Annotated in this window: 10 protein-coding genes, 1 pseudogene and 4 riboswitches; of the genes and pseudogenes, 5 read left to right on the forward strand and 6 right to left on the reverse strand. The window is 60.2% G+C overall.

All coding sequences use genetic code 11. The annotated features are described in order from the left end of the window. Positions 1-159: 159 nt before the first annotated feature. The gene (locus B7E11_RS28445) at positions 160-429 is read left to right on the forward strand and encodes a hypothetical protein (protein WP_080840788.1); all 270 of its coding nucleotides are present in this window, start codon (positions 160-162) and stop codon (positions 427-429) included. A gap of 117 nt (positions 430-546) precedes the next feature. Then, on the forward strand, positions 547-903 hold the full coding sequence (locus B7E11_RS28450; protein WP_080840789.1) for a hypothetical protein: 357 nt from the start codon (positions 547-549) through the stop codon (positions 901-903). A gap of 201 nt (positions 904-1,104) precedes the next feature. Here the strand turns inward: B7E11_RS28450 and sdaAA are convergent, their stop codons facing one another. The 4 genes and pseudogenes from sdaAA to glyA all read right to left on the reverse strand — a co-directional run bounded on the left by sdaAA (position 1,105) and on the right by glyA (position 4,403). Then, positions 1,105-2,004 carry an L-serine ammonia-lyase, iron-sulfur-dependent, subunit alpha gene (sdaAA, locus tag B7E11_RS28455; protein WP_080840790.1) on the reverse strand — a complete coding sequence of 300 codons (900 nt, stop codon included), beginning with the start codon at positions 2,002-2,004 and terminating at the stop codon, positions 1,105-1,107. A 73-nt stretch (positions 2,005-2,077) separates the two neighbouring features. After that, the gene (gene sdaAB / locus B7E11_RS28460) at positions 2,078-2,746 is read right to left on the reverse strand and encodes an L-serine ammonia-lyase, iron-sulfur-dependent subunit beta (RefSeq protein ID WP_080840791.1); all 669 of its coding nucleotides are present in this window, start codon (positions 2,744-2,746) and stop codon (positions 2,078-2,080) included. 167 nt (positions 2,747-2,913) lie between these two features. Further along, positions 2,914-3,309: a glycine cleavage system protein GcvH gene (gcvH, locus tag B7E11_RS28465; RefSeq protein ID WP_080840792.1), complete on the reverse strand. Its 396-nt coding sequence runs from the start codon at positions 3,307-3,309 to the stop codon at positions 2,914-2,916. A 48-nt stretch (positions 3,310-3,357) separates the two neighbouring features. Then, positions 3,358-4,403: pseudogene (glyA, locus tag B7E11_RS28470) on the reverse strand (serine hydroxymethyltransferase). Positions 4,404-4,470: 67 nt separating this feature from the next. Beyond that, positions 4,471-4,552, reverse strand: a riboswitch (glycine riboswitch). Between the two features lie 4 nt (positions 4,553-4,556). Then, positions 4,557-4,672: riboswitch (glycine riboswitch) on the reverse strand. A 163-nt stretch (positions 4,673-4,835) separates the two neighbouring features. Beyond that, a riboswitch (glycine riboswitch) is annotated at positions 4,836-4,942 on the forward strand. 3 nt (positions 4,943-4,945) lie between these two features. Then, positions 4,946-5,049: riboswitch (glycine riboswitch) on the forward strand. A 100-nt stretch (positions 5,050-5,149) separates the two neighbouring features. On the opposite strand from glyA, the gene gcvT reads away from it, so the two are divergent. The 3 genes from gcvT to gcvPB are packed head-to-tail and all read left to right on the forward strand — an operon-like array spanning position 5,150 to position 9,153. Beyond that, the gene (gene gcvT / locus B7E11_RS28475) at positions 5,150-6,259 is read left to right on the forward strand and encodes a glycine cleavage system aminomethyltransferase GcvT (RefSeq protein WP_080840793.1); all 1,110 of its coding nucleotides are present in this window, start codon (positions 5,150-5,152) and stop codon (positions 6,257-6,259) included. Between the two features lie 9 nt (positions 6,260-6,268). Next, positions 6,269-7,627 carry an aminomethyl-transferring glycine dehydrogenase subunit GcvPA gene (gene gcvPA / locus B7E11_RS28480; protein ID WP_080840794.1) on the forward strand — a complete coding sequence of 453 codons (1,359 nt, stop codon included), beginning with the start codon at positions 6,269-6,271 and terminating at the stop codon, positions 7,625-7,627. After that, positions 7,624-9,153, forward strand: coding sequence for an aminomethyl-transferring glycine dehydrogenase subunit GcvPB (gene gcvPB, locus B7E11_RS28485; RefSeq protein WP_080840795.1), 1,530 nt, complete (start codon positions 7,624-7,626; stop codon positions 9,151-9,153). Before gcvPA ends, gcvPB begins: the two co-directional genes overlap by 4 nt. 208 nt (positions 9,154-9,361) lie before the next feature. Here the strand turns inward: gcvPB and B7E11_RS28490 are convergent, their stop codons facing one another. Further along, positions 9,362-11,632, reverse strand: coding sequence for an arylsulfatase (locus B7E11_RS28490; protein WP_080840796.1), 2,271 nt, complete (start codon positions 11,630-11,632; stop codon positions 9,362-9,364). After that, positions 11,616-12,464 carry an ABC transporter permease gene (locus B7E11_RS28495; protein ID WP_080840797.1) on the reverse strand — a complete coding sequence of 283 codons (849 nt, stop codon included), beginning with the start codon at positions 12,462-12,464 and terminating at the stop codon, positions 11,616-11,618. Before B7E11_RS28495 ends, B7E11_RS28490 begins: the two co-directional genes overlap by 17 nt. Between the last annotated feature and the right edge of the window lie 25 nt (positions 12,465-12,489).

The following is a 12,489-nucleotide window of genomic DNA, read 5'->3' on the forward strand; positions in this document are numbered from 1 at the left end:
TTCAAGTAATTTAATTCCATTATTTCTTTCAAAATACGACAAAATTCGCAATTTCCAAAACGGGAATAGACCCGTTCGGGCGAACGAGTCTTTTTGTTCATGATGGACAGCCCGGTCCGCATAAGCTTAGTTGTCCCTTGACCAGAGGAGGGGAAGCTTATGGCGAAAAGGAAGCGCGGCGAAATCGTCGTCGTCGTCATCACCCGCGAGCATGTGGTCCGGTTCGTCGTCTACGACGTTTTTTTCAGTTGGCTTTTCTACCAGGGATTGACGAAGCTCCATGCGCCAAGCTTGATCCCCTTCGCCGGCAGCGTGGCGGGGCCGATGCTTCTTCGGAGGTATTTGGAACGGCAGGAGCGCGATACGCAAGCAAGCGGTTATCCCAAACCGCACGTTCCGCCTGCTCTCTATAAACTATTGCCGCCGTAAAAGTTACCTATAAATCTAGGATTCTACCCTTTTTCGCGAAAGCTAGGTTAACGTAAGGTACAAGCCAAGCCGAATCGTCATTAACTATTCTATCTCAACAGATTGGAGGCGAGTCGATTGGCGAACCGAAAAAAACTGATGATGATCAAAAAAGCGATTATAGTGCAACGCGTCAGAGCCGCAGCCCCGAAAAATCAAAGAAGAAAAATTAAACAGGTGCTGCCCAACTTCACGGTAATCGCAACGGACCTGAACAATATCCCCAGACAAACGACCGGGTGGACGGCGACGCTGTCGAGACCGGGAACTGCCGATATCACGGCCAACTTCGATGAATTCGGCGTTGCGGTATTCACTACGATTGCCACCCTGACTACCGTATCCTATACGTTGCGGGTCAGAAACGCGGACAATACGCTGTTGGCAACCCGTTCCGTGCCCGCGGATCGCGAGGTTTTCGTCGTCCGGTTCTAATTCAAGAAAAAATGGATTAAATGAACAATGACGACAGTAAGGCTATCCCTTCGTCGCCATTGTTCTTTTCCGTCGATTGCCGATTGTTTCAATCGATAGCGCCATTTTCATCCATATAGTCGAAATTTCATACATATCAGGCAAGCTCTTGATCTCGGACAGCGCAGGATGCGGATGGATCATCTCCCTTACGTCTCATTATTAGCCAGAAGTGCGCTCGGATGACTTGGCCGCCTTGATCCGCTCCGTCAGCTTGCGTCCCGTCGGCGACTGCGCCAGGCCCCCGAGCGCCGTCTCGCGATGCTCGCTCGGCATCTTCGCGCCGATTTCCAGCATGACGCCGATGACTTCGTCGGACGGAATGACGCTCCTTACTCCCGCCATGGCCATATCGGCCGCCGCCAGCGCGTTCACCGCGCCAAGCCCGTTGCGGACGATGCACGGAACCTCGACCAGTCCGGCGACCGGGTCGCAAATGAGGCCGAGCGTATTTTTAAGCGCTAGCCCGACCGCATGCACCGCCTGCTCGGGCGTTCCTCCGCGAAGCTCGACCAGGGCTCCGGCCGCCATGCCGATCGCGGAGCCGACCTCCGCCTGGCAGCCCCCCTCCGCTCCGGAGATGAACGAATTGTTCGCGATGACGTAGCCGATCGCGCCCGCGCTGAACAACCCTTGCACCAGCTTCCCGTCGACCCAGCCGAACCGCTCCTGCGAGCTGACGAATACGCCGGGAACGATGCCGCAGGAGCCGGCGGTCGGCGTCGCCACAATCCGCCCCATCGAGGCGTTGACCTCGGAGACGGAGAGCGCGTACGCCATCGCTTTGCCTGCCCAATCCCCGACGGACGGCTCGCGCACCGACGCATATTCGTTCACCTTGCGGCCGTCGCCGCCAACGAGTCCGCTGCGGGACTTCGTCTCCGTCTCCAGCCCCTTGCGAACCGCTTCCTTCATGACCCGGTAATAACCGGCCATCCGGGCTACGATCTCTTCTTTGGGCTGGCCGGTCTCCTTCTCCTGCTCCAAGATCATAAGCTCGGAGATCGTCAGCGATTCTTCCCTGCAAATCTCCGCAATGTCGTTCAGCGTTCGAAATCGCATCGATACCCTCTCCTTATGCGAAATGCGGAAAGCAGTTATGCCAATTTTCTGATTTCGGGCATCATCTCCGAGGTTACGTAACGTCTATAACCGATACCTTTTCGACGTGAGCCAGCTGCCGAAGCGCCTCAAGCAGCTCCTCGTCCGGCCTCCGATCGCTCTCGACGACCGTCATCGCCGCTCCGCTTCTCTCTTTGCGAGACAATTTCATGAAGCCGATATTCAGCCCCGAGCGGCTCACCGTTCCCGTAATGGAGGCCAGCACGCCGACCCGATCCTCATGGGAGATCGCGATGGTCGGGTAGTAGCCCGAACATCCGGTGTCAAATCCATTCAAGGAATAAATCTCGATGTTGCCGCCTCCGATGGACGCGCCTTGGACGGACACTTCAAGCCCCCCGGCTCTCGCCGTAATCTTCGCGAAATTCGGATGCGGCATCGTGCCGGCGGATCCCGGCTTTAGGATAAAGCGCAGGCCAAGCCGTTCCGCCTCGGCGAACGCCTCCGGAATTCTCTCGTCGTCGGCATCGAAGTCGAGCAGCCCGCCGACAAGGGCAAGATCCGTGCCGTGTCCGGAGTACGTCTCCGCGAAAGATCCGTACAACGTAATCTCGGCTTCTTCCGGCTGGCGCCCAAGCAGCTGCCGGGCCACTCGTCCGATCCGCACCGCACCCGCGGTGTGCGAGCTTGACGGGCCGACCATCACCGGTCCGATAATGGAGAAAACGTGCTTGAATCGCATGCCCGAATTCCCTCCCAGGACTATGTATGCCGATGCCGCTTCCTTTTCAGCCGGTCATCGCGGAGCGATCGCGCGGAAGAGGCGGGCGCGGGTACGGATAAACCCGGTAATGATGACTACCTGTTCCCCGGCGTCCGCATTTTGCGCCCCTCTCCCGAGCTCGGCGTTTAGGTGTTCGCGATGAATTCCGCGTACTTGTCGGCGCCGAGCAGAGCCGCTACCGCTTCCGCCGCGTCGCCGCTCACTTCCACCTCGACGATCCAACCTTCTCCGTACGGATCCTCATTCACCTTTTGCGGAGCGTCCAGCAGCTCTTCATTGACCTTCGTCACCGTGCCGCTGACCGGGCTGAACAGGTCGGAGACGGTCTTGACCGATTCGATCGTGCCCATCGTCTCGTTCGCTTCAAGCGTCGCGCCCACTTCCGGCAGCTCCACGAACACGATGTCGCCAAGCTGGCTTTGCGCGAAATCCGTAATGCCGATGCGCACGACGTTGGCGCCTTGCGCCTTCGCCCACTCATGCTCTTCCGTATAACCGAGTCCCGCTTTAACTTCGCTCATTTGTCAGCTTCCTCTCGAATTTGATTTATTCCTGTCGCCCTGAGATCCTTACCCGCGCGAAAACAGAGGAAAACCTCCCGCGAGTTCCGCGGTCTGCTCCCTGACCCTGGCGATTGCTGCCGGATCGTCGCGATTCTTCAGCGCGTCGGCGATGCAGCGTCCTAATCTTTCCATTCCCTCGCCGGTCAGTCCCAACGGACGAACGTCGATCAGTATCAGATGATTATCCGTGCCCCCGGAAACGAGCGTCGCTCCTTCTTCCTTCAGTATATTCGCAAGCGTCTCGGCGTTGCCGACGACCCGCTTCGCATACGGACCGCCCTGGATACCGGGGAAAATCGATTTGTTCAGTCCCTTGGCCGTCTCTTCGTCGTTCGCGAGCAAGAGACCGCCTCGCGGTCCGCGCAGCGTTTTGTGCGTCGTGCTCGTCGTAACGTCGGCGTATGGCACCGGAGACGGATGAAGCCCGGCCGCGACGAGTCCCGCAATGTGCGCCATATCGACCATGAGCCTGGCACCGACGAGGTCCGCGATCTCCCTGAACTTCGCGAAGTCGATCAAGCGCGGATACGCGCTGGCTCCGGCAATGATCAGGGCCGGCTTCTCTTTCCTGGCGAGCGCCTCTACCTGATCGTAGTCGATCCGATGAGTCTGTTCTTCTACCCCGTAGGAGACGACGTCGAACCATTTGCCCGATAGGCTGACCGGACTGCCATGGGTGAGATGCCCGCCCTCGACAGGTTCATTCCCATCAGCTTATCGCCCGGTTTGAGAAGGTGGAACAGCACGGCCGTGTTGGCCTGGGCGCCGGAATGCGGCTGTACGTTGGCATAGGCGGCTCCGAACAGCGACTTCGCTCTCTCGATCGCAAGGATTTCCGCTTCGTCTACGTGCCCGCAGCCTCCGTAATATCTTTTGCCAGGGTAGCCTTCGGCATATTTGTTCGTCAGGACGGTTCCCATCGCTTCCATCGCCTCCATCACTTCCGGACTGACGATGTTCTCGGAAGCGATCAGCTCCAGCGTCTTCAGTTGCCTGTCGCGTTCTCGTTCGATTGCGGCGTGAATGTCGGGATCGTAAGTAAGCAGACTCAAGGAAAGGCACCTCCGAAGGGTTTGGTAGACAAGTAAAAAGGGACAGCGAACCGGCTAACGCCAAGTTCTCTGTCCCGGGTACCTGAGAGTTTAAAACAGTCGCTTAAGACCGTTGTTACCCCTTTGGTGGCTATTCGCTCTCTCCAGAGTCGCGTCGGATGGCGGTACTTTTACCTGAGAGATTAATCGTCGGCTGGCTGGCCGCAGACTTGCTCCTTCGGTGCCGCCCGGTGCCTTGTCGCTCCGGCGGTCTCTCCCTACCATCGTCATCCGCTTTATTCGATTTCTGTGCTGGTGTGACACGCTTAGATTAATTCAGAAACAAGGGCAGTGTCAAGATACCTGACAAAAAATAAAAAATCGCGCGTTTGGTCATTGACACTCCCTCCCCTTCTCGTGTATGAATAGACTATGACAAATGAAAACGAGCGGATGATGGCAACGGGAGAGACCGCCCGCACGCACCACGGAGGCGGCGCCGAAGGAGTAACCCTCGGGTTCGAGGAGAATCTCTCAGGCAAAAGGACCTTTGCCGGACGCGACTCTGGAGAGCATTCCGCCATTGCTCGGGACGGCGGCGGAATCACCCACGGGGAAACTTAAATCCACCCGGATCTAAGGTAACTCTCAGGTACAAAGGACAGAGCAAAGTGAAGACGCAGACGGCTTCGGCCGGGGACGCGCTTCTTTTTGCGACTGTCCTTTTTGGCGTGCGTTGAGAAGAACCGAGGAGGCGGATCACAAGGATGACCGAACTGAAAAGAACCCCGCTGTACCCGCTCTACTCCGAGCTCCCCGGCGTCCGCTGCATCGACTTCGGCGGCTGGGAGCTTCCCGTCCACTTCACCGGAATTCAGAGGGAACACGACGCGGTGCGGCAGCAGGCCGGCCTGTTCGACGTTTCGCATATGGGCGAGTTCATGGTGACGGGCAGGTTCGCGGAGAGCTTCCTGAACCGCATGACGACGAACGACGTCTCGAAGCTGGCCGACGGGCAGGCGCAATACACGCTGATGTGTTATCCGGACGGAGGCGTCGTGGACGATCTGCTCGTCTACCGGATCTCGGCGGATCAGTACTTGGTCGTCGTGAACGCGTCCAACATCGACAAGGATTTCGACTGGCTGAGGGAGCACCTGATCGGGGACGTATTGCTTGAAAATGTCTCCGACAAATACGCCTTGCTCGCGCTTCAAGGCCCACTGGCGGTTGAGATTCTTCAGGCGGCCGGAGCGGAGTCGAATGTGCTGGAGTTGCCTTCGTTCCATTTCAAGAAGGACATCGTTCTGGCGGGCGCCCGCACGATCGTCTCCCGGACAGGGTATACGGGCGAAGACGGTTTCGAGATTTATGTTCCTTCCGAGCAAGCCGGCACGGTGTGGAACGCGCTTCTGGCCGCCGGAGAGCCGCTGGGCGTGGTGCCCGCCGGACTCGGCGCGCGCGACACGCTCCGCTTTGAAGCCCGCCTGCCGCTATATGGCCAAGAGCTGTCGAGCACGATCACTCCGCTCGAGGCGGGAGTCGGCTTCTTCGTCAAACTGAACAAAGAAGACTTCATCGGCAAGGATGCGCTCGTCAGGCAGAAGGAAGAAGGCTTGCCGCGGAAGCTGGTCGGCCTCGAGATGATTGACCGCGGAATTCCTCGCTCCCATTATCCGGTCTACGCCGGAGACATTCGGATTGGCGAAGTGACGACCGGAACCCAATCCCCTACGCTTAAGCGCAACCTTGGACTCGCTCTGATCGACGCCGAATATTCCGCGCTCGGCACCGTGGTGGAAGTCGAGATTCGCGGCAAGAAACGGAAAGCCGAAGTCGTCAAAACCCCATTCTACAAGAAACTTTCCAAGGAGTGATCCGCCGACATGGCTAATCTGCACCGCTACATTCCGATGACCGAGCAGGATCAAGACGAGATGCTCGCGACGATCGGCGTCTCCTCGGCGGAGGACCTGTTCCGCGACATCCCGGAAGCGATCCGCTACAAGGGCACGATGCCGATGTCCTCCGCGCTCGACGAATATTCCCTGCTCGAGCACATGAAGGAGCTGGCCGGACGCAACGCCGACACCGACCGCTACAAGAGCTTCCTCGGCGCCGGCATCTACGACCATCACCTTCCGGTCGTCATCAACCATATGATTTCCCGTTCGGAATTTTATACCGCCTATACCCCGTATCAGCCGGAGATCAGCCAAGGCGAGCTGCAGGCCATCTTCGAATTCCAATCCTACATCTGCGAGCTGACCGGCATGAAGGTCGCCAACGCGAGCATGTACGACGGAGTAACGGCGCTGTCCGAAGCCGGAGCCCTCGCCGCCGGCGCGACGAAGCGCAAGCGGCTCGTCGTCTCCCGCTCCGTCCATCCGGAGGCGCGCCAAGCTCTTAAAACGATGGCTCATGGACTTAACCTTGAGATCGCGGAAATCGGCTGCGCGAACGGCGTGACCGACCTGGACGCTCTTCGCGCCGCGGTTACGACCGACACGGCCGCCGTGCTTGTGCAGTCGCCGAACTTCTTCGGCGCGGTAGAGGACCTTGCTGCCATCGAGCCGATCGTCCACGGCGCGAAGGGCCTGTTCGTCGTCAGCGCCAACCCGATGGCGCTCGGCCTGCTCGAGACGCCGGGCAAGCTCGGCGCCGACATCTGCGTCGGCGATGCGCAGCCGCTCGGCATCTCGCAATCGCTCGGCGGCCCGACCTGCGGCTTCTTCGCCGTCGCCGAGCCGCTCATGCGCCGGATGCCGGGCCGGATCGTCGGCCAGACGACCGACCAAGGCGGCAAGCGCGGCTTCGTGCTGACGCTGCAAGCCCGCGAGCAGCACATCCGCCGCGAGAAAGCGACGTCCAACATCTGCTCCAACCAAGCGCTGCTCGCCCTGTGCGCATCGATCTATCTGTCCACGATGGGCAAGCAAGGGCTGATCGACGCCGCCAACCTGAACCTGCAGAAAGCTCATTACGCGGCAAGCGAACTGAAGAAGCGCGGCTTCGAGCTGCCTTTCGGCGCCCCGTTCTTCAACGAATTCGTCGTGAAGCTTCCGGAGGGAGCCTCCGTCAAGGAAACGAACCTGAAGCTTCTCGAAGCCGGCTTCCTCGGCGGCTACGACCTGGGAATCGCTTATCCGGAGCTTCAAGGCCACATGCTGATCGCCGTTACCGAGAAACGCACGCGCACCGAAATCGACAGCTTCGCTAGCAGATTGGGGGAAGCGGTAGCATGAACACGTCGATAAACGAGAGTACGACGGCTGCCGCCCAGACGGCGACGGGCGGATTCCAGAACGTCTCTTCGAAACCGGAAAAATCGCTGATCTTCGAGCTGAGCAAGCCGGGCCGCGTCGCCTATTCGCTGCCGCCGTGCGACGTCCCTGAAGTTCCGGCATCCGAGCTGATTCCGGCTTCCATGCTGCGCGAGACTCCGGCCCAGCTTCCGGAAGTGTACGAAGTGGACGTCATCCGCCACTACACCGAGCTGTCCCGCCGCAACTTCGGCGTCGACAACGGCTTCTACCCGCTCGGCTCCTGTACGATGAAGTACAACCCGAAGATCAACGAAGACACGGCCCGCTTCGCCGGCTTCGCGAAGATTCACCCGTATCAGCCGGAAGAGAGCATCCAAGGCGCTCTTGAGCTGATGTACACGCTGCAGAACGACCTCGCCGCCCTGACCGGCATGGATCAAGTGACGCTTCAGCCGGCCGCCGGCGCTCACGGCGAATGGACCGGCCTCATGATGATCCGCGCGTACCACGAGAGCCGCGGCGAAACCCGCACGAAGGTGATCGTGCCGGACTCCTCGCACGGAACGAACCCGGCCAGCGCGACCGTCGCCGGCTTCGAGACGATTACGATCAAGTCCGACGAACGCGGCATGGTCGACCTGGACGCTCTGCGCGCGGCCGTCGGCAGCGACACCGCGGCGCTCATGCTCACGAATCCGAGCACGCTCGGCCTGTTCGAGGTGCAAATCGTCGAGATCGCGAAGATCATCCACGAAGCGGGCGGCCTGCTGTACTACGACGGAGCGAATTCCAACGCCATCATGGGCATTACCCGCCCGGGCGACATGGGCTTCGACGTCGTGCACCTCAACCTGCACAAGACGATGAGCACGCCTCACGGCGGCGGCGGCCCCGGCGCCGGTCCGGTCGGCGTCAAAGCCAAGCTGATCCCGTTCCTGCCGAAGCCGATCGTCGCCCGCCGCGAGGACGGCACGTACTACTTCCACTACGACCGTCCGCAATCGATCGGCCGCGTGAAGGCGTACTACGGCAACTTCGGCATCCTCGTCCGCGCGTACACGTACATCCGGACCTACGGGCCGGAAGGGCTGCGCCGCGTCTCCGAGTGCGCGGTGCTGAACGCCAACTACATGATGGCACGCCTCGCCCCTTACTACGAAATCCCGTATCCGGGCGTGTGCAAGCACGAGTTCGTCATGTCGGGACGAGGTCTCAAGCCATACGGCGTCCGCACGCTCGACGTCGCCAAACGGCTGCTGGACTTCGGCTACCATCCGCCGACCATCTACTTCCCGCTTAACGTCGAGGAGTGCATCATGATCGAGCCGACCGAGACGGAGAGCAAGGAGACGCTCGACGGCTTCATCGACACGATGATCCGGATCGCCGAAGAGGCCCGCACAAATCCGGAGATTGTCCTGAACGCTCCTTACGACACCGTCGTGCGCCGTCTCGACGAGACGACCGCCGCCCGCAAGCCGGTCCTCAACTGCGCTTGCAGCTGATCGCAGGATAAACGAACAGGCAGTTCCTTCATCGTCGAAGGACTGCCTGTTTCCGTTCCGTCCGGGGGCGAAATTCTGCAGAGAAGTTCGCCGAGCAGCTTCGCGGATGCATCCATCCGAACGTGCTCGCAGCGGGCAACGCCATGGCTCCGACCAAGGAGAACCTGCCTACGGGCTTCTACATCTAAAAGCAGACGTACGATTTCGTTTATTCCGTCGCCAGCTCCAGAGCCAGCCGGGACTCGATGTCCGGCGCGAAGCCCCCAAGCGTGTAGGTAACCGACTTGAGCGTGCCGCCGAAGCGGAACGGGGCCGCGTAGCTCTCGCTGACCGGCGTCGGCCCGTTCTCCCCGACGAAGAAGGAGTCCTGCGTGTAGCCCAGCAGGCCCGTATGCCCGATCACGCCCTCGCCGATTTTTCGGCCTCCCGCGTAAAGACTGCCGACGCCTTCGCGCTCTCCCGTCTTGACGAACCGGAACCCGAGGACGAGCGGACCCGCCGGGAGATCGGAGTCCGAAACGACTGAGTAGCGAATCTTGTAGGAATGGTTGAAATGGAAATGCAGCTTGTTATCCTGCACGAACAGCGCATAGCCGCCGAACCGGCCGCCGTGGGCGACGATCGTCCCTTCGTCCGACGTGCTGCCGCGAACGACCTCCGCCTTGATCTCGAACGGCTTGTTGCGCACGTCCGGCGCGTTCGCGAACGGCAGGCCGAACGAGGTCGGGTAGAAAACGCGAGTCTTGACCTCTTGCGGGATCGGATGAGCCGCCTGAACGCTCTGCACCTTCTTGGCCATGGAACGGCCGTCGAGCGGCAGCACTCCGTATCGTCCCGCTTCCGCCCACCACAGGTCGACGAGCTCCATCAGCTTCTCCGGCCGCTCCGCCGCAAGGTCGTTCGCCTCCGAGAAATCCTTATCGGCGTGGTAAAGCTCCCATTGATCTTGGGAGAACGGAGTGTCCGGCGCGTGGACGGCGACGGCCTTCCACCCTTGGTGCCAGATGCCGCGATTGCCGATCATTTCGAAATACTGCGTTCTTTTGCGCGAAGGCCCATCTTTCTCCTCAAACGTGTAAGCGAGGCTCGTGCCGTGAATCGGCAGCTGCGGGACGCCTTTGTACGTCTCCGGCGCCTCGATGCCGAGAAGCTCCAACACCGTCGGAACGATATCCGTGACGTAATGGAACTGGCTGCGCACCTCTCCGGCGCCCTTGATCCGGTTCGGATAATGAATGATCAGCGGATCTCGCACGCCGCCCGCATGGACGAACGATTTGTACCATTTGAGCGGCGTGTTGCCCGCCTGGGCCCAGCCGATCGCATAATGGTTGTTCGCGAACGGGGTTCCGATCTCATCGATCCGGGCCAGCTTCTCCTCGAACGTCTCCTTCGGCCCAAAGCCTTCCGCCCAGCTCTGGGCGGTGCCTTCCTGTCCGCCCATCGCGCAAGCGCCGTTATCGGACAGGAGCACGAGCAGCGTGTTGTCCAGCTGGCCGATTTCCCGCAGGAAGCCGACAAGGCGCCCGATATGGTAGTCGGTATGCTCCAGGAAGCCGGCGAACGCTTCCTGCTGGCGGGCGAACAGGCGGCGCTCGGCGTCGGACAGGCTGGCCCACGCCTTCACGCCCGGATTGCGCGGAGGAAGCACCGCATCGGGCGGAATGATGCCGAGCTCCTTCTGGCGGGCGAACCATTCCTCGCGGACGACATCCCAGCCCTTGTCGTACTTGCCCTTATAGCGATCGATATATTCCTGCGGCGCATGATGGGGCGCGTGAGTTGCGCCATAGGCGACATAAGCGAAGAACGGTTTGTCCGGAGCGGCCGACTTCTGGTCCCGAATGTACTGGATCGCCTTGTCGGTCAAGTCCTCCGTCAAGTGATAGCCTTCTTCGGCCGATTTCGGCTGCGGAATCGCGCGGTTGTCTTCTACGAGATCGGGGTTCCATTGATTGGTCGCTCCCTCGAGGAAGCCGTAGTACCGTTCGAAGCCTCGTCCGAGCGGCCAGTTGTCGAACGGACCCGCGGCGGAATGCTCCGAGGACGGTACAAGATGCCACTTACCGATGCCGAGCGTGTTGTAGCCGTTCTCGACTAGAATCTCGCTCAGCAGCGCGGTCTCCTTCGACACCTTGCCCCGGGTGTTCGGGAAACCGTTGTCGAAGCCGGACACGAACGAAACGCCGGCGGCGTGCGGGTTGCGTCCGGTCAGCAGCGCCGCGCGGGTCGGCGAGCAGACCGCCGTCGTATGGAAGTTGTTGTAGCGCAAGCCGCCGGACGCCAGCGCGTCGATATACGGCGTCGCGATGTCGGAGCCGTAGCAGCCGAGCTGCGCGAAACCGAGGTCGTCGAGCAGGATGATGACGACGTTCGGCGCTCCCGCCTTCGCTTGATCGGGCCTCGGCCAGTGTGGAATCGACTCCGCTACCGTCGTTCCGATCTCTCCTTGAAACGTGTCTTTAGCCCACTTTCCCATAGGTATCCCCTCCGGTTACGGTATTCGCTTGAGCCGTTCGGCGAGACTTGCGTTCCCGCTGCCCCGCAGCGTTCGAATGAACGACGCCGTAGCGCCCGAGCAGCCTGCGCCCGACGAAGCCGAGCAGGCGGTCCGTCGTAAAGCCCATAATGCCGAGCGCAAACAGCCCGACGAAGATCCAGTCCGTCTTGAAATACAAGCGGGCGTTCCAGATCAGAAAGCCGACGCCTTCGTTCGCCGCGACCATCTCCGCTCCGAGAATCGCGAGGTAAGACATGCTCATCGCGATGCGAACCCCGGTGAAGATGAACGGCACTGTAGCCGGAACAATGACGTGCAGCAGGATTTGCCATTCGGAAGCCCCCATGCTGCGTGCCGAACGAATCTTGTCTTCCTCAATGGAGAGCACGCCTGTCATCGTGTTCATGATGACGGTGAAGATCGTGCCGTACATGATCAGGATGATCTTCGACTGCTCGCCGATTCCGAACCAGAGCATGAACAGCGTCACGAACGCGAGCGCGGGAATGAAACGGATGAAGTTCAGGATGGGGTCCGTGATCGCCCGAATGAACTTGAACCGTCCCATAACGAGGCCGACCGGAATCGCAATCAGGCTGCCGAGCAGCCAGCCGCTAAGCACGCGGGCGAAGCTGTATCCGATGTAAGTGAAGAGCGAGCCGTCCTCAGACAGCTCGATCGCTCCCTTAAGCGTCAAGTACGGGCCGGGAAAAAACTGAGGATCGGACGCCAGCGCGACCAACTGCCAGACGACCAGAACTCCGAGCCAAGGCACGACGCCGTGCAGAAGCCAATGCTTCCATCGATTCATGGTTGTTCAACTCCTGTTCCTGTCC

The organism is Cohnella massiliensis (assembly GCF_900169535.1).
In the GTDB taxonomy this organism is placed as follows: domain Bacteria; phylum Bacillota; class Bacilli; order Paenibacillales; family Paenibacillaceae; genus Cohnella; species Cohnella algarum.